At 74.7% G+C, this 18,264-nt stretch carries 6 protein-coding genes; 5 read left to right on the top strand and 1 reads right to left on the bottom strand.

The window, feature by feature from the left end:
- The first annotated feature begins 6 nt into the window (after positions 1 to 6).
- The 3 genes from CLV63_RS32315 to rfbB all read left to right on the top strand — a co-directional run bounded on the left by CLV63_RS32315 (position 7) and on the right by rfbB (position 15,928).
- Positions 7 to 8,895 carry a type I polyketide synthase gene (locus CLV63_RS32315; protein WP_281260784.1) on the top strand — a complete coding sequence of 2,963 codons (8,889 nt, stop codon included), beginning with the start codon at positions 7 to 9 and terminating at the stop codon, positions 8,893 to 8,895.
- 45 nt (positions 8,896 to 8,940) lie between these two features.
- Entirely contained in the window at positions 8,941 to 14,625 is a 5,685-nt protein-coding gene (locus CLV63_RS32320; protein WP_106587051.1) for a type I polyketide synthase, read from the top strand.
- A 325-nt stretch (positions 14,626 to 14,950) separates the two neighbouring features.
- On the top strand, positions 14,951 to 15,928 hold the full coding sequence (gene rfbB / locus CLV63_RS32325; protein ID WP_106587052.1) for a dTDP-glucose 4,6-dehydratase: 978 nt from the start codon (positions 14,951 to 14,953) through the stop codon (positions 15,926 to 15,928).
- A gap of 50 nt (positions 15,929 to 15,978) precedes the next feature.
- Here rfbB and CLV63_RS32330 read toward each other — a convergent pair whose 3' ends face one another.
- Positions 15,979 to 16,971 carry an HD domain-containing protein gene (locus CLV63_RS32330; protein ID WP_106587053.1) on the bottom strand — a complete coding sequence of 331 codons (993 nt, stop codon included), beginning with the start codon at positions 16,969 to 16,971 and terminating at the stop codon, positions 15,979 to 15,981.
- Between the two features lie 245 nt (positions 16,972 to 17,216).
- On the opposite strand from CLV63_RS32330, the gene CLV63_RS32335 reads away from it, so the two are divergent.
- The gene (locus CLV63_RS32335; protein WP_106587054.1) at positions 17,217 to 17,633 is read left to right on the top strand and encodes a sensor histidine kinase; all 417 of its coding nucleotides are present in this window, start codon (positions 17,217 to 17,219) and stop codon (positions 17,631 to 17,633) included.
- Positions 17,630 to 18,244: a response regulator gene (locus CLV63_RS32340; protein ID WP_106587055.1), complete on the top strand. Its 615-nt coding sequence runs from the start codon at positions 17,630 to 17,632 to the stop codon at positions 18,242 to 18,244. Before CLV63_RS32335 ends, CLV63_RS32340 begins: the two co-directional genes overlap by 4 nt.
- Positions 18,245 to 18,264: the final 20 nt, after the last annotated feature.

Raw genomic sequence — 18,264 nt, forward strand, 5'->3', positions numbered from 1 at the left:
GTCGCGGTGGCCGCCTCGGAGGAGGAAGTGCGCCCGTTCCTTGTGGCGGGTGTGGATATCGCGGCGGTGAACGGTCCGGAGTCGGTGGTGGTCTCGGGGGCTGAGGACGCCGTGCTCGGGGTGGCTTCGCGGTTGAGCGAGCTGGGCCGCAAGACGCGGCGGTTGCGGGTGTCGCAGGGGTTCCATTCGGTGCTGATGGAGCCGGTGTTGGACGAGTTCCGATCGGTGGTCGAGCAGGTGGACTTCGCTGAGCTGTCGGTGCCGGTGGTGTCCAACCTCGACGGCGGGCTTGCCGGTGAGGGGATGTGTTCGCCGGAGTATTGGGTGCGGCATGTGCGGGAGGCGGTGCGTTTCGCCGACGGCGTCGCGTTTCTGGAGGCCCGGGGTGTGTCGCGGTTCGTGGAGGTGGGCCCGGACGCGGTGTTGAGCGGGATGGTGGGCACCTGCCTGGCTGAGGGCGGCGGGCGCGAGGCGGTCGTGGTCCCGGTCCAGCGCTCCGGCCGGGGTGAGGCCGTCACAGCGGTGTCGGCGCTGGGTGCGCTGTTCGCCGATGGTGTCGGGGTGGACTGGGCCGGGTTCTATGCGGACTCGGGTGCACGTTGGGTGGATCTGCCGACGTATCCGTTCCAGCGCCGCCGCTACTGGCTCGACCCCACTGCCACCCGTGCGGCCGATGTGACCTCCGCCGGGTTGGGCGCGACCGAACACCCTCTGCTGGGCGCGGTGGTCGCCCTGCCCGACACCGATGGGCTCGTCTTCACCGGGCGCCTGTCCCTTCGCACGCATGCGTGGCTGGCCGATCACGTGGTCATGGGCACCGTGCTCTTCCCCGGCACCGCCTTTGCGGAGCTGGCGGCGCAGGTCGCCGATCGGGTCGGGTGTTCGGCCGTGGCGGAACTGACACTCGCGGCACCGCTGGTGCTCCCGGAACAAGGCGCGGTGCAGCTCCGCGTGACCGTGGCCGAACCGGACGGTGACGGCCGCCGGAAGCTGGCGGTCTTCTCACGCGTCGAGGACGCGGCGGCCGACGAGCCGTGGCACCGCCATGCCGAGGGTGTCGTGGGCGACGGCGACGCACCGCCGACGGCGGAACTGGACCAGTGGCCGCCTGAGGGGGCCGCCGAACTGGACACGGACGGCTTCTACGCATGGGCCGCCGCCGAAGGTTTCGGCTACGGCCCGGTCTTCCAGGGACTGCGGTCGGCCTGGTGGCGCGGCGACGAGGTCTTCGCCGAGGTAGCGCTTCCGGACGGCGGCGGCCCGGCCGGGTTCGGCGTGCACCCGGCCCTCCTCGATGCGGCGCTGCACGCCACCGCGTTCCTGGGGAGTGCCGGCGTTCCCTTTGCCTGGCGGGATCTGTCACTGCACTCCACGGGTGGCGGGGTGCTGCGTGTGCGGCTGTCCCCGGGCAGAGGGGAAGAGTCCGGGGTCGCGCTGCTCGCCGCCGATGAGAACGGCGTACCGGTGGTTTCGGTCGGTTCACTGGTGCTCCGCCCGGTGTCCGATGTCCGTCCAGGTGCGGCGGCCGCCGCCCGCTCACTGTTCCGTGTCGACTGGACGGAGGTGCCGCCTCCGGGCGCGGAACCGGCCGGTCCGGTGGTGGTCGCTGGCGAGGACGTCGTCGGGTTGGCCGCCACACCGGTCGATGCGCATGCGGACCTGGCCGCCGTTCGCGCGGCGGTGCTCGGCGGCGGGGCGTTGCCGTCGGCGGTACTTGTGACCGTGCCATCCGACCCGGTCCCCGTCCCGGCCCTCGACACGGCTCCCGACCTGGTCCCCTCCCGGAAATCGGATCCGGCGGACGCGGCGCGTGCGGCGACCCGATGGGCCCTCGGGTTGGTGCAGGAGTGGCTGGCCGACCGCACCCTCGACGGATCGCGGCTCGTGTTCGTCACCCGCGGTGCGCCGCGCGGAGCCTTGGGCGCCGCCGCAGTGTGGGGGTTGGTGCGCACGGCACAGCTTGAGCATCCGGACCGGTTCGCCCTGGTGGACCTGGACGGTGCTGCGGGCGACCCGGCGGGACTGCCCGTCGCGCTGCGCGCTGTCGCGTCCGGAGAACCCCAGGTCGGGGTGGTGGCAGGGGCACTGAGGGTGCCCCGCCTGGTCCGCGCCACCTCTGCCGCCCGTGCTGCTGGCTCGGGCGACCCGGCGGACGGTTCGGAGGCGGCGCCGACCGGCCGGTTCGCCCCGGACGGAACGGTCCTCGTCACCGGGGGCACCGGCGCTTTGGGCGCCCTGTTGGCCCGGCACCTGGTCACCGGGCACGGGGTGCGCAGCCTGCTGCTCGTGAGCCGCCGCGGGGAGGAGTCCCCGGATGCCGCGGCCCTGAAGGACGAGCTGAGCGGGCTCGGCGCCGAGGTGGTGGTCGCCGCCGCCGACGCGGCGGACCGCGCCTCTCTCGCGGCCGCGCTGTCCCGGGTGCCCGCCGAGTATCCGCTGACCGGCGTGGTGCACGCGGCGGGTGTGCTGGAAGACGGCCTGGTCGAGGAGCTGACCCCGGACGGCGTCGACCGGGTGATGCGCGCGAAGGCGGACGCCGCCTGGAACCTGCACGACCTCACCTGCGACCTGGACCTTTCGGCGTTCGTGCTGTTCTCGTCGGTCACCGGCACCCTTGGCAATCCGGGGCAGGCGAACTACGCAGCGGGCAACGCCTTTCTGGACGCCCTCGCGGTGCGGCGCCGCACACTCGGCCTGCCCGGCACCTCCCTGGCCTGGGGCCTTTGGCAGCAGGACAGTGGGATGGCCGGCGCGCTGTCGGACACCGACGTCGCACGCCTCGCGCGAGCCGGGATCGTGCCGCTGACCGCGGACGAGGGGATCGCGCTGTTCGACGCCGCGTACAGCGCCGAGGAGCCTGTGCCGGTGCCGCTCCGGCTGGACCTGGGCGCGCTGCGCCGCCGGGCCGGGAGCAGCGGGGGGCGGCAGGACGGCGCGGTCGACGCCTGGTCGCCGCTCCTGCGCGGACTGGTCGGGCGGACACCACGGCGGGAGCAGGCCGGGAGCGGCGCCGCTAACGGCCGCTTGGCCGGACTGTCCGGCGCGGAACTGGAGGCGGCCGTATTAACCCTCGTCCGCGGCCAGGCCGCGGCGGTGCTGGGGCACAGCGGCCCGGACGCCGTCCCGCCCGGGCGGTCGTTCAAAGAACTCGGCGTCGACTCGCTCGGCGCCGTGGAGTTCCGCAACCGGCTCACAGCCGCCATCGGCGGACGACTGCCCACCACGCTCGTATTCGACTACCCGACCCCAGACGCGCTCGCCCGATTCCTCTGCACACGATTGGCACCGCAGTCAGCGGAGGAGGACGGCGACCGCGTTCCCGGGACGCCCGGGCGGACAAGGGCGCGGCCGGTCGACGGCGAGCCGATCGCCATTGTGGGGATGGCGTGCCGCTACCCGGGTGGGGTGCGATCTCCGGAGGATCTGTGGCGGCTTGTCGGTTCCGGGGCCGATGCGATCGGCCCGTTCCCCAACGACCGGGGCTGGGACCTCGACGGGCTGTTCGACGACGACCCCGACGAGAGCGGTGCGACCTACGTCCGCGAGGGCGGGTTCCTGCACGAGGCGGGGGAGTTCGACGCGGAGTTCTTCGGTATTTCGCCGCGTGAGGCGTTGGCGACCGATCCGCAGCAGCGGCTGCTGTTGGAGACCGCGTGGGAGGCGTTCGAGCGGGCGGGGATCGATCCGGAGTCGGTGCGGGCCAGCGCGACCGGGGTGTTCACGGGAGCGATGTACCACGACTACCTTGTACGGTTCGATTCCCTCCCGGACGGCCTGGAGGGATACGCCGGCACGGGCGGATCGGCGAGTGTGGTGTCCGGTCGCATCGCTTATGCGTTCGGGCTGGAGGGGCCGGCGGTGACGGTGGACACCGCGTGTTCGTCGTCGCTGGTGGCGCTGCATCTGGCCGCGCAGGCGCTGCGCGGCGGCGAATGCGACCTGGCTTTGGCGGGCGGGGTGACCGTGATGGCCACACCGAGCACCTTCGTCTCGTTCAGCAGACAGCGCGGCCTCGCCCGAGACGGCCGGTGCAAGTCGTTCGCGGCGGCGGCCGATGGGACGGGTTGGTCGGAGGGTGCGGGGCTGCTGCTGGTGGAGCGCTTGTCGGACGCCCGCCGGAACGGGCACCGGGTGTTGGCGGTGGTGCGTGGGTCGGCGGTGAATCAGGACGGTGCGAGTAACGGGTTGACGGCGCCGAATGGGCCGTCGCAGCAGCGGGTGATCCGGCGGGCGCTGGAGAGCGCGGGGCTGTCTGCGGGCGATGTGGACGCGGTGGAGGCGCACGGCACGGGAACGAGCCTGGGCGACCCCATTGAGGCCGACGCCCTGCTCTCCACGTATGGGCAGGGGCGCCCCGAAGGTCGGCCGTTGTGGTTGGGATCGGTGAAGTCCAACATCGGGCACACGCAGGCCGCGGCGGGCGTGGCGGGCGTGATCAAGATGGTGCAGGCGATGCGGCATGGGGTGTTACCGAAGACGTTGCATGTCGATGAGCCGTCGCCGCATGTGGACTGGTCGGCGGGTGGAGTGGAGCTGTTGCGGGAGCACACGCCGTGGCCGGAGTCCGAACGGGTGCGCCGCATTGGTGTGTCGTCGTTCGGGATCAGCGGCACCAACGCCCACGTCGTCCTCGAACAGGCCCAACCCGAGGAGGACGCCGCCGGGGCGGAAGTTTCCGAGGTACCGGATCGTCCTATGCCAGTGGTGGTGTCGGCGCGGACGCCTGCGGCGCTGGGGGAGCGTGCCGCCGACCTACTCGCGCGGGTGGACGCGGGCGCGGATGACCCCCGCGACATCGCGTTCTCGTCGGTCGTGACGCGGGCCGCGCTTGCGGAGCGCGCGGTAGTGGTGGGCGGCGACCGCGCGGAGTTGGTGGCGGCGCTGGGTGCTCTGGCGCGGGGGGAGGACGCCCCGGGGGTGGTGCGGGGGAGTGCGTCTGTGGGTCAGTGCGCGTTCGTGTTCAGTGGTCAGGGTGCGCAGCGGGTGGGGATGGGCCGGGAGTTGGCGGCGGTGTTCCCGGTGTTCGCCGATGCCTTTGATGCGGTGTGCGCTGAGGTGGACGGGCATCTGGATCGTCCGCTGAAGGACGTCGTGTGGGGTGGCGACCCGGGTTTGGTGGATCGGACGGATTTCGCGCAGGTGGGGTTGTTCGCGTTCGAGGTGGCGCTGTTCCGGTTGCTGGAGTCCTGGGGAGTGCGCCCGGACTTCCTTGTAGGGCATTCGGTGGGGGAGTTGGCGGCGGCGCATGTCGCGGGCGTGTGGACACTCGCGGATGCGGCGCGGGTGGTGGCGGCGCGGGGCCGGTTGATGCAGGGCTTGGACTCGTCCGGGGCCATGGTCGCCGTAGCGGCCCCGGAGGCCGAGGTGCGCCCGTTCCTTGCGGCGGGTGTGGATATCGCGGCGGTGAACGGGCCGGAATCGGTGGTGGTCTCGGGCGCCGAGGACGCGGTGCTGGAGCTGGGGGAGCGGCTTTCGGGGCGGGGGTTCAAGACGCGGCGGTTGCGGGTGTCGCAGGGGTTCCATTCGGTGTTGATGGACCCGGTGTTGGCCGAGTTCCGCCGGGTGGTCGCGCAGGTGGACTTCGCCGAGCCCGGGATTCCCGTGGTGTCGAACCTCGATGGCGGGATCGCTGCGGAGCTGGGCACGGCGGAGTACTGGGTGCGGCATGTGCGGGAGACGGTGCGTTTCGCCGACGGCGTCGCGTCCTTGGAGGGCCGGGGTGTGTCGCGGTTCGTGGAGGTGGGCCCGGATGCGGTTCTCAGTGGGATGGTGGGCGCCTGCCTGACCGCCGAGGACACGGCGGTCGTGGTCCCGGCGCAGCGCTCCGGCCGGGGCGAGGCTGTCGCGGCAGTATCGGCGCTGGGTGCGCTGTTCGCCGATGGTGTCGGGGTGGACTGGGCCGGGTTCTTCGCGGACTCAGGCGCGCGCCGGGTGGATCTGCCGACGTATCCGTTCCAGCGTCGCCGCTACTGGCTCGACGTCCCGGCGGTCGCGGGCGATGTCGGTGACATCGGTCAGGAGAGCGCGGAGCATCCGCTCCTGAGCGCGGTGGTCGCCCTGCCCGACTCCGACGGGTTCGTTTTCACCGGGCGGCTGTCCCTCCGCACGCATCCGTGGTTGGCCGATCACCTGGTCATGGGTCGCGCGATACTCCCGGCGGCGGCGTTGGTGGAGCTTGCGGTCGCAGCCGGGGGCCGGGTCGGCTGCGCGGTCCTTGACGAGCTCACCCTTGAGGCTCCGCTCGTGCTTCCGGAGCAAGGCGCGATGCAGTTCAGGCTGACTGTCGGAGCGCCGGACGATTCCGGTCGGCGGCCGGTGGCCGCGCACTCCCGTCCGCAGGATTCGGGCGATCCCATTTCGGAGGCGCAGTGGGCCCGGCATGCGACCGGCCTGCTCTCCGATGGCGCGGACCAGGTGCCCGCCGCCACGCTCGACGTCTGGCCGCCGCGCGGCGCGGTCCCGGTGGAAACGGACGACCTTTATGCGCGGGCGGCCGATTCGGGGTTGGACTACGGGGCGGCGTTCCAGGGCGTCACTGCCGTGTGGCGCCGGGGGCGAGAGGTGTTCGCGGAGGTCGGTGCCCCTGAGGGTCTGGACCTGGAGGCGGGGCGGTTCGCCCTGCATCCGGCGCTGCTCGATGCGGCGCTGCACGCCGGTGCGCTCCTGCCCGACGGCGACGGCGAGCCGGCCGACGTTTCGGCCGTCCGGGGACGGTCGGCCGTGTTGCCGTTCTCCTGGAGGGGAGTCGCGCTGCACACCGCGGGCGCGTCCACGCTGCGCGTCCGCCTGGCCCCGGTGGCAGGGGGGCCGAACGGGGACGACGGCGTGGACGAGCACACGGCCGGAGTCGCGGTGGAGATCGCCGACGGCGATGGCCGCCCGGTGGCGTCGGTCGACTCGTTGGTGGTGCGCACCGTGTCGGCGGGGGCATTGGCGGTACCGGCCGCGGACGGGAACGCGTTGTTCCAGGTCGAGTGGTCGCCGATCCGTCCGGCCCCCGCTGCGGGCGGTCCCACCGCGGTGGCCATCGTGTACGCCGGTGCCGCCGTGCCGTCCGCGACCTCTGCGCCGTCCGCGTCCGCCGCGCATTCCACCCCCGTTGAGGGTGCCGACCCGCCCGACGCCGATGCGGTCAGGGCGGCGGTCCACCATGCCCTCGCCGAGGTCCGCACCTGGTTGGCCGCTGACGAATCCGGTGATGCGAAGCTCCTCGTGGTGACCCGCGGCGCGGTCGTTGTCCCGCCGGGGCCGACCGCCGCGCAGGGCGGCGGGCCCGGCCACGACCTCGCCGGTGCGGCAGTCTGGGGGCTGGTGCGGTCCGCCCAGTCGGAGCACCCCGGGCGCATCGTGCTCGCCGACCTGGACGGCGACGCGGTGCCCGAGGAGTGGGCGCCCGCGCTCGTCGCGTCCGGCGAACCGCAGGTGGCGGTCAGGCACGGGACCCTGCACGCGGCCCGGCTGTCCCGCGCCCCGGCAGCGGCGGCCGGGCAGGCTCCCGGGTCCGCCTTCGGCACGTCCGGGACGGTGCTCGTGACCGGTGCCAACGGCGCGCTCGGCCGCAGCCTGTCCCGCCACCTGGTCGCCGAGCACGGAGTGGGGAGCCTGCTCCTCCTCGGCCGCAGCGGCGTGGGCGAGGACGCGGTCGCGGAGCTGACCGCGATGGGCGCCCGGGTCGACGCGCTGGCGTGCGACGCGGCCGACCGCGACGCGCTCGCCCGCGCGCTCGCCCGCGTCCCCGACGACCGCCCGCTCACCGGGGTCGTCCACGCCGCCGGGGTGGTGGACGACGGCACGCTCGACTCGCTGACCGGGGAGCAGGTCGACGCGGTGCTGCGCCCCAAGGTGGACGCGGCGGTCAACCTGCACGCACTCACGCGCGGCCGGGACCTCTCGGCCTTCGTGCTGTTCTCCTCGGTCGCGGGGGTCATCGGCAGCCCGGGACAGGCCAACTATGCCGCCGCGAACGCCTTCCTGGACGCCCTCGCCCTGTACCGAAGGTCCGCGGGGCTGCCCGCGCAGTCGCTGGCCTGGGGGCCGTGGGCGCCGAGCGGGGGCATGACGGAGGGGTTGGGCCGGGCGCACCTGGACAGGATGGCGCGGGCCGGACTGGCGACCCTCACGCCCGAACGGGGGCTCACGCTGTTCGACTCCGCCACCGATGCCGCCGGAACCGTCCTCGCCCCGCTGGTGCTGGACCCCGCTGCGCTGCGCGGCAGGGATGTCCCGGCGCTGCTGCGCGGGCTGGTGCGTGCCCCGGCCCGGCGCGCCGCCGCGGACGGTACCGCCGGGGGCGCGGCTCCGGCGCGGCGGCTCCTGCGCCGGCTGGCGGGATTGGACACCGCGCAGGCCGGCGCCGTCCTGGTGGACCTGGTGTCCGAGCACGCCGCCGCCGTCCTTGGGCGTCCCGGCGGCGGTGACCTGGCCGAGGACCAGGCGTTCCAGGAGATCGGGTTCGACTCGCTGACGGCCGTCGAGTTGCGCAACCGGCTCGGGACGGCCGTCGGCGCGCGGCTCCCGGCGACCGTCGTCTTCGACCACCCGACCCCGGCCGCGCTCGCCCGGTACCTGGCGTCCGGCCCGGTCGCGGCCCTCCGCGACGCCGAGCCCGGCACCGGCGCCGCCGCCGACGGGCTCCTCGGCATGGTGGAGCGGCTGGAAGCGGCACTGGCAGGGGCCGAACCCGGTGGACCGGGGCGTGCGGAGGCCGCGCGGCGGCTGCGGGTCCTGGCGGAGCGGCTCGGCCCGGACCCGGCGGACGGGTCCATTGGCTCTGCGCCCGGCGGCTCTGCGCCCGGCGGCTCCGCGCCCGGCGGCTCCGTGACCGACGCGGACGTCGCCGCGGCGACAGGCGACGAACTCTTGGAACTCATCGACAACGAATTCGGCACCCGCTGAGCGTCCGGGAACGCCGGGATCCCTGACCGAAGGGGCGGATGGAGCATGGCCGACGAGGCGAAGCTGGTCGAGTACCTCAAGCGGGTCACCACGGACCTGCGGAAGGCCAACCAGCGGCTGGAGGAGCTGGAGGAAGGCGCGCGCGAGCCCATCGCGATCGTCGGGATGGCCTGCCGCTACCCGGGCGGGGTGCGCTCGCCCGAGGACCTGTGGCGGCTGGTGGCCGAGGGCGGCGAGGGCATCACCGCGTTCCCGGCCGAGCGCGGCTGGCAGGTCGGCGGGGACGTCCCCCGCGTGGGCGGCTTCCTGCACGACGCCGGCGACTTCGACCCGGACCACTTCGGGATCTCGCCGCACGACGCCCATTCCATGGACCCGCAGCAGCGGCTGCTGCTGGAGACCGCCTGGGAGGCGTTCGAGCGGGCCGGTGTCCCCCCGTCCGCGGTGCGGGGAACGCGCACCGGCGTCTTCGCCGGGCTGATGTACCACGACTACACCGACGGGGCCGTGGGGAGCCTGGCGACGGGACGCGTCGCCTACACCTTCGGCCTGGAAGGGCCCGCGGTGACGGTGGACACCGCCTGCTCGTCGTCCCTGGTGGCGCTGCACACAGCGGTGCGCTCGCTGCGCGCCGGCGAGTGCGACCTCGCGCTCGCCGGCGGGGTGACCGTGATGGCGACGCCGAGCACGTTCGTGGAGTTCGCCCGGCAGGGCGGCCTGTCCCCGGACGGGCGGTGCAGGTCGTTCGGGGCGTCCGCGGACGGGACCGGCTGGTCGGAGGGTGTGGGGCTGCTGCTGGTGGAGCGGCTGTCGGACGCGCGGCGCAACGGGCATCCCGTCCTCGCGGTGGTGCGCGGCTCGGCGATCAACCAGGACGGTGCGAGCAACGGGTTGACCGCACCGAACGGTCCGGCGCAGGAGCGCGTCATCGCCGACGCGCTGACGGACGCGGGGGTGTCGGCCGACGGTGTGGACGCGGTCGAGGGCCACGGCACGGGCACCCGGCTGGGCGACCCCATCGAGGCGCAGGCGCTGCTGGCCACCTACGGGCAGGGGCGCGCGCACGACCGTCCGCTGCGGCTGGGCTCGGTGAAGTCCAACATCGGGCACACGCAGGCGGCGGCGGGTGTGGCGGGCGTGATCAAGATGGTGCAGGCGATGCGGCACGGCGTCCTGCCGCGGACGCTGCACGCGGACGAGCCGTCGCCGTTCGTGGAGTGGCGGTCCGGCGCCGTGGAGCTGCTCACGGCGGAACGGGACTGGCCGGCGGGGCGGCGACCGCGCCGGGCGGGCGTGTCGTCGTTCGGGATCAGCGGCACCAACGCGCATATCGTCCTCGAAGAGGCCGGGGAGGACCCCGGTACATCTGGCACATCTGGCACACCCGGGCTGCCTGAAGCACCTGAGGTGGCCGGAGCGGGGGACGCGGGCGGTGCCGCCGCCCCGGCCGGTGCGGTGGCGCAGCCGCTTCCCTTCGTGGTGTCGGGTCGGAGCCGGGACGCCGTGCGCGCGCAGGCGGGGCGGCTGCGCGACCACCTCGCCGAGCACCCCGGCGCCCGCCCGGTGGACGTCGCCTACTCGCTTGCGACCACGCGTGCGGCGCTGGAGCACCGCGCGGTGGTGGTCGCCTCCGACCGGCAGGCGCTGCTGCACGGCCTGTCCGCCGTCGCCGAGGGGACCGCGGCGCCCCACGTGGTCCAGGGCGCGGTCCGCCGCCGGGGCAAGACCGCCGTCCTGTTCAGCGGGCAGGGTGCGCAGCGTGCGGGCATGGGCCGGGAGCTGGCTGCGGCGTTCCCGGTGTTCGCCGACGCATTCGACGCGGTGTGCGCCGTGTTGGACGGCCACCTGGACCGGCCGCTGCGGCAGGTCCTCTGGGACGACGAGGGCGGCGACCCGGACCCGGGTTTGGTCGACCGGACGGATTTCGCGCAGGCGGGGCTGTTCGCGTTCGAGGTGGCGCTGTACCGGCTCGCGGAGTCGTGGGGGCTGCGGCCGGACTTCGTCCTCGGGCATTCCGCGGGTGAGCTGGCGGCGGCCCATGTGGCGGGCGTGTGGTCGCTCGGCGACGCCGCGTCCCTGGTCGCGGCCCGGGGGCGCCTCATGCGGTCGCTGCCCGCCGGCGGGGCGATGGTGGCGGTCGCCGCGACCGAAGCCGAGATCCGGCCCTACCTCAACGGGGGCGTCGACCTCGCGGCGGTGAACGGCCCGGAGTCCGTGGTGATCTCCGGCGCGGCGGACGCCGTGCAGGAGGTCGCCGCGTCGTTCCGCGCCCAGGGCCGCAAGACCAGCCGGCCGCGCATCTCCAACGGCTTCCATTCGGCGCTGATGGAGCCGATCCTCCCGGACCTGCGCAAGGTCGCCGAAACACTGGGCTACGCCGAGCCGGCGATCCCGGTCGTGTCCAACATCAGCGGCGGGCCCGCGCCGGAGCTGACCACGCCCGGCTACTGGGCGCGGCACGCCCGCGAACCCGTGCGCTTCGGCGACAGCATCGGCTTCCTGCGGTCCGCGGGCGTCACCCGGTTCGTGGAGCTGGGCCCCGACGCCGTGCTCAGCGGGCTGGTCGCCCGCAACGTCGACGACGACGCCGTCCTCGCGGTACCGGCGCAGCGGGCGGGCCGCAGCGAAGCCGACGAGGTGGTCGCCGCCCTCGGCGCGCTGCACGTGTCGGGTGCCGCCATGGACTGGGCGGGCCGCTTCGCCGGGACCGGGGCGCGCCGGACGGACCTGCCCACCCACGCCTTCCAGCGGAAGCGCTACTGGGCGCCGGCCCGCCGCGCCGACGCGGCCCCTCCCGGCCGGGCCGCCGCCCGCCACCCGTTCGCCGCCTCGGTGATCGAGCTTCCCGAGCCCGACGCCGTGCTGCTGACCGGCAGCCTGTCCACCGCCGCAGCCCCGTGGCTGGCCGACCACAACGTCCTCGAACGGCGGGTCGTCCCGGGCGCGGCACTCGCCGAGCTGGCCATGTACGCCGGAGACCAGGTGGGCTGCGGGGCGCTGCGCGAACTCGTGCTGCACGCCCCGATGGTGCTGCCGGACGGCGGTGATGGCGGGGGCGGCGGTAGCGGAGACGGCAGCGTCCCCGGCGCGCTCGACGTGCGGGTCTCCGTCGCGGCGCCCGACGAGCAGGGCGCGCACGCAGTCACCGTGCATGCCCGCCCCGACACCGGGGACGCCGAGTGGACGCGGCACGCCACCGGCGTCCTCGCCCCCTCCGCACCCGCGACCGGGCTGTCCGTGCCTGCCGCGTGGCCGCCGCCCTCGGCCGCGCAGGTCGACCCGGACGAGCTGTACCGGCGGCTCACCGGCGCCGGTCTGGACTACGGCCCACGGTTCCGCGGCGTCCAGGCGGCCTGGCGGGACGGCGACGAGCTGTTCGCCGAGGTCGCCCCGGCCGCGCCGCTCACCGACGCCGACCGGTTCCACCTCCACCCGGCCCTGCTCGACGCCGCCCTGCACGTCCTCGCGGCAGCAGGGGAAGACGAACTGCTCGCGGTTGCGGGGGAAGAGGAACTGCTCGCGGCAGCAGGGGAAGAGGAACTGCTCGCGGTTGCGGAGGAAGACGAACTGCTCGCGACAGCGGGGGAGGAGGGGGAACCGGCCAGCGGTGGGCGTCCGCGGCTGCCGTTCGAGTGGCGCGACGCGGCCGTGCACGCCACCGGCGCGACCGCCCTGCGGGTCCGGCTGCGCAGGCTCCGCACCGACGTGTACGCGATCGCGATCGCCGACGAGAGCGGGCGGCCGGTGGCCACCGTCGGCTCGCTGGCACTGCGCCGGGTACCGGAAGGCGGGTTCTCCTCCGGACGGCCACAGACGCTGTACCGCGTCGCCTGGGCCCCCGCCGACGCGGCACCGTCAGGAGGCGGCGCCGACCCCGTGCCCCCGGCCGCGCCGCAGGCGTCGGCTGCGCCAGGGGAGCCGTCCGCGGGCCCGCCCGTGGCGGCGCTGGCCGGTCATGCACCCCAGTCCGCGACCGGCGGCCCGACCGCGTCACACGTCCCGCCCTCGTCCCCTGGCCAGGTCCGGCACCAGACCCCGCCCCCGTCTGCTGCCCAGGCCCGGCACCAGCCCTTGTCCCCGGCCGTCCTGGCGGTGATCGGTGCCGCGACCTCGCCCGGCGTCAGCGACCTGGTGCGCGACCTTGCCGACGGGGACGCGGACAACGGCCCCGCGCCGGACGTGCGGTGTCACCCCTCCGTCGCAGCGCTGGCCGAGGCGGTCGCCGCAGGTGCCGCCGCACCAGCGGCGGTGCTCGTGCCGCTCGCGCCGCAGGCGGGCGGGTACGGCGTCCCCGGTGGGGTGCGCGCCGCCGCCGATGCGGCGCTGGCGGCCGTGCGCGCCTGGCCCGCCGACGGCCCGCTGGCCGAGGCCCGGCTCGGGTTCGTGACCACCGGGGCCGTGGCCACCGGCGACTTCCCCGCGCCGATCGACCTGGTGTCCGCCCCGGTGTGGGGGCTGATCCGCTCGGCCCAGTCGGAGCACCCGGGCCGGTTCATGCTGGTCGACGTGGACGGCGACCCGGCGTCCCACCGGGCGCTGCCCGCTGTCATGCGCGGCGGCGAACCCCAAGCTGCCGTCCGCTCCGGGCAGGTGCACGCTCCCAGGCTCGCACCCGTGACCGAGGAGGCGGCGGACAGATGGCCGGCTCCGGAACCGGGCGGCACCGTACTGGTCACCGGCGGTACCGGTGCGCTGGGCGGCCTGGTCGCGTGCCACCTCGCCGCCGAGCACGGGGTACGGCGGCTCGTGCTGGCCGGCCGCCGCGGCCCGGCGGCACCGGGCGCGGCCGAGCTGGCGGCGAGGCTCCGCGCACTCGGTGCGGAGGTCCGGATCGCGGCCTGCGACGCGGCCGACGCCGACGCGCTCGCGGAACTGGTCGAGGAGGTTTCCGCCGAGGGCGGGCTCAGCGGGGTGGTGCACGCGGCGGGCGTCCTGGACGACGGCATCGTCGACGCGCTGACCACGGAGCGGCTCGACCGGGTGCTCCGCGCGAAGGCCGACGCCGCCTGGAACCTGCACGAGCTGACCATGGATCTTGACCTGTCCATGTTCGTGCTGTTCTCGTCGGCAGCGGGCGTGCTGGGCAATCCGGGCCAGGCCGCATACGCCGCTGCCAACGCGTTCGTGGACGCCCTCGCCGTGCACCGCCGCTCCCTCGGGTTGCCCGCCGTGTCGCTGGCGTGGGGGCTGTGGGCCCGCGAAACGGGGATGCGGGGCGACCTGCGGGACACCGACCGGTCGCGGCTGGCCCGCACCGGGGTGCTGCCGCTCTCCGACGGGCAGGGGCTCGCGGCGTTCGACGCCGCCGCGGCCGCCGACCTGCCCGTGGTCGTACCGGTGCGGCTGGACCGGTCGGCGCTGCGCGCCCGCAGCGGCGACGTCCCGGCGCTGCTGCGCGGGCTGGTCCGCGCCGCCCCGCGGCGGGGGAGGGCCGGCGGCCCCGGGCCGGGGCTGCGCGCGCGGCTGGACGGGCTGACCAGGGACGCCGCCGCCGGGGTCGTGTCCGCGGCGGTCCGCGCCGCGGTCGCCGGGGTGCTCGGGCACGCCCGCGCCGAAGACGTGGACGTCGACCGCGACTTCGCCGACCTCGGGTTCGACTCCCTCAGCGCCGTCGAGCTGCGCAACCGGCTGCGCGCGGACACAGGGCTGCGCCTGCCCGCCTCCCTGGTCTTCGACCACGCCACCCCGGCGGCCCTGGCCGCCGCCGTCCACGCCGACCTGACCGGCTGACCAGGGCCGAACCGACCGGGCCGACCGGGCCGACCGGGCCGTGCCGACCCGTCCCGGCGGGCGGCCCCGACCCAGGGTCCCCGGTGCCCCGTAGCCCCGGAGACGCACCCCTCATTGCCGGGAACTCCCCCTTATTCCGCGGCTCCGGGCTGGTTCGGCGCGCGCCCCCGGCCTAGCGTCGGTGCTCGGTGCTCGGTGCTCGGTGCTCGGTGCTCGGTGCTCGGTGCCACGCCCCGACCTCGCCGTGCGGACAGCGCCGAGAGGTGCGGGACGGCAGGTGACCGGCGGCCCGGGAGGGGCGAGGAGTGGAATGGAAGGAGCGGCCATGCGCATCCTCGTGACGGGCGGGGCCGGGTTCATCGGCTCGAACTATGTGCGCCGCCTGCTGGAGGGCCGGTACCCGGAGACGGAGCAGGCCCACGTCACCGTCGTCGACAAGCTCGCCTACCCGGCCAACCCGGCCAACCTGGACGGCGTGGCCGACCCGGCGCGGCTGGACGTCGTCCGCGGCGACATCACCGACCGGCCGCTCATGCTGCGGCTGATGCGCGGCACCGACCTGGTGGTCCACTTCGCCGCGGAGCCGCACGTGGACCGGTCGATCGCCGGGTCTGCCGATTTCATCGCCACCAACGTCGTGGGAACGCACAACCTGCTGCAATGCGCGCTGGAGACCGGCGTCGACCGGTTCGTGCACGTCTCCACCGACGAGGTGTACGGGTCGATCGCGGTCGGCTCCTGGGAGGAGACCCGCCCGCTGGAGCCCGGGTCGCCGTACTCGGCGTCCAAGGCGTCCGCCGACCTGATCGCCGGTTCGTTCCACCGCACCCATGGGCTGGACGTGCGCATCACCCGATGCACCGCCAACTACGGGCCGCGCCAATCCCCGGCGGAGTTCATCCCCCGGGCCATCACGCGCCTGCTGCACGGCATGCCGGTGCCGCTGGACGGCGAGGGCGCCAACGTGCGCGACTGGCTGCACGTCGATGACCACTGCCGGGCCGTCGCGCTGGTGGCGGCCAAGGGCCGCCCCGGCGAGGTCTACAACATCGGCGGCGGCGCCGAACTCACCAACCGCGAGCTGACCGGGATGCTGCTGGACATCCTCGGCGCCGACTGGTCGATGGTGCGCCGCGTCGAGGACCGGCTCGGCCATGACCTGCGCTTCTCCGTCGACCACCGGAAGATCGGCGACGAGCTGGGCTACCGCGCGGAGATCCCCCTCGAACGGGGCCTCGCCGACACCGTCGGCTGGTATCTCGGCAACCGCGCCTGGTGGGAGGGCGCCGTCCAGGCCGCCTGACCCGCCCCCTGCCCCCGAGGTGCTCCGAGGTGATCCGAGATGTCCCGAGCTCATTCAGCGGGCGCCACGACGCATTCCCACGGCAGTTCCGGTAGCCGGGCCGCCCATTCCGGGGGGAAGGGGATCGGTTCGCCGCCGACGCATGCGGTGTCGAGGTAGAGGCGGCGGACACCGTAGGTGTAGCCGTCGGCCGGGTGGGCCTGAGCGGGGGCGCGGAGCTCCCAGCCGAGTGGGTCGCGCCGCAGCAGCCGGGCGTGATCGGCGGTCCGCGGGTCGGTGAGCAGTGCGGCCCAGAGTTCGTCGTCGGTCATGCGCGAGACGGCCGCGGCCCGTTCGGGGTCGGCGTCGAGCATGCGGGCGACCAGGCCGCGCAGCACGGCGGTCGCCACGACGTTCTCCCATGTGGTCAGGTAGTCGGCCTCGCCGAAGGCGAGCCGTGCGAGATAGCGGGCGGTGGCGGGGTCGGTCTGGACCGCGCCGTCGGCGACGCGGAGCCGGGCGAGTGTCCGGGCGGGGGGCTCCGTCAGCCGTCCGTGCGCTCTGCCGCTGCGCAGGAAGGATTCCAGGTGGTCGAGCTTGAGCGCCCCCGGTGGGCCGGTGAGGACGGAGGGCCGGGTGCCGGCCTCGGCCGCGAGCACCTCCCCGGCGTCGACTCCGTACTCGGCCAGGATCGGCGCGAGCTCTCGGACGAGGTGTTCCCCGATGCGGTGGTGGTCGAGGCCCGCGATTCCTTCAAAGGTGTGGCTGAACGGCAGGTGCCCCACGTCGTGCAGGAGGGCGGCGATCCGCGCCGGCTCGTCGTCCGGGGAGAAGCGGGCCACCAGCGCCAGCAGCCCGAGGCTGTGCTCCAGGCGGGAGTAGGTCTGGCGGGTGGTCAGCGCCGCCGCCCCGGCGTGGGCCACGAAGTGCAGCCGACGCACCGGCCAGGTCCGCAGCAGGCGCTGCTCCAGCGGGGTCAGGCGCACATCGGCCGCCCACAGGGGATCCCGGTAGCGCCCGTCGCGCCCGAGGATCCCCGCCACGGCGCGGGTACCGGTGTCCACTCCCGTCTCCTTCCTCCGTTATCCGCTCGCGAATCGCTCATGGCGTGCTGCCGAATCGGATGGCGATTCGGCAGTACGACACCGTCGGGTCCGTGAGCAGCGCCCTGCCCGGCACGGGGCGAGCGTGCGTCGGCCGCCGACGGACCCGGTTCTCCATTCTCGATGCGGCCGGACGTCGGTGCGAGCGACGGCGCCCTCGTATTCGGGGAGTGCGGTGCGGAGAGGAGTCGGCCAGGGAATGCCTGATGGAGGCGCGGCGCGCGGTCGTCGCGCTGGGCCCGCACCAGCTGCACGCCGGCGGGCTGGTCGAGGCGCTGGGCGACCTCGTCCGCACGTGGGCGCGCACCAACCGCATCGTCACCGAGTTCGACGCCGACTCCGCGCCGGTCGAGATCGTCCACGATCACGTGCTGCTCAGGGTTGCGCAGGCGAACGTGGCGCGCCACGCCTGCGCGCAGACCGTGAGACTGCGGCTGACCGGATCCGGAAACGAGGAGGTCCTGGAACTGGTGGACGACGGAGCGGGATTCGCCCCGGACCGGGTCGTCAGGGGTCGCGGCCTGGACGGAATGGCCGAGCGGCTGTCCCACGTCGGGGGGCGGTTGGACATCCACTCCGGCCCGGGTGGCGGCACGGCGGTCACCGCTACGGTGCCCCGATGAGCGCGATCCGGGTCGTGGTGGCCGACGACCACCCCGTGGTGCGCGACGGACTCACCGGCGTGTTCCGCGCCGAGGACGGTATCGAGGTCGTCGGCGAGGCGGCAGGCGGCCACGAAACGGCAGCGGTGGTGGCCCGCATCGACCCCGACGTGATCGTGCTGGACCTGCGGATGCCCGGCGGCGGCGTCGAGGCGATCCGAACACTGCGGGCGCTCGACCCCGCGCGGCCGCGGATCCTGGTGTTCACCACGTACGACACCGACCGCGACATCCGCGGCGCCATGGAGGCCGGGGCCGACGGCTACCTGCTCAAGGATGTCCGGAGTGCCGACCTGGTCCGCGCTGTGCACGACGTGGTCGGCGGCAGACTGGTGCTGGTCCCCGCCGCGCGGGCGGCCCTCACTGGCCGCGCCGCCGAGAACTCGCTCACCGCCAGGGAGGTCGGTGTGCTCCGACTGGTCGCCGACGGCCGGACGAACCGCGCGATCGCCGCCCGCCTCGGCATCGGGGAAGCCACGGTCAAAACCCACCGGCTGCACGTGTACGAAAAGCTCGCGGTGACCGACCGCGCCTCGGCGGTCAGGACCGCCTGGGAGCGCGGCCTCGTGTAGGACCGACCAGGACCGGCGCA

Source organism: Murinocardiopsis flavida (assembly GCF_003014485.1).
GTDB classification, from domain to species: Bacteria; Actinomycetota; Actinomycetes; order Streptosporangiales; family Streptosporangiaceae; genus Murinocardiopsis; species Murinocardiopsis flavida.

Coding starts and splice junctions, on each gene's coding strand:
- CLV63_RS32320 (WP_106587051.1), top strand. CDS start 8,941: ATGGCCGACGAGGCGAAGCTGGTCGAGTACCTCAAGCGGGTCACCACG.
- rfbB (WP_106587052.1), top strand. CDS start 14,951: ATGCGCATCCTCGTGACGGGCGGGGCCGGGTTCATCGGCTCGAACTAT.
- CLV63_RS32335 (WP_106587054.1), top strand. CDS start 17,217: ATGGAGGCGCGGCGCGCGGTCGTCGCGCTGGGCCCGCACCAGCTGCAC.
- CLV63_RS32340 (WP_106587055.1), top strand. CDS start 17,630: ATGAGCGCGATCCGGGTCGTGGTGGCCGACGACCACCCCGTGGTGCGC.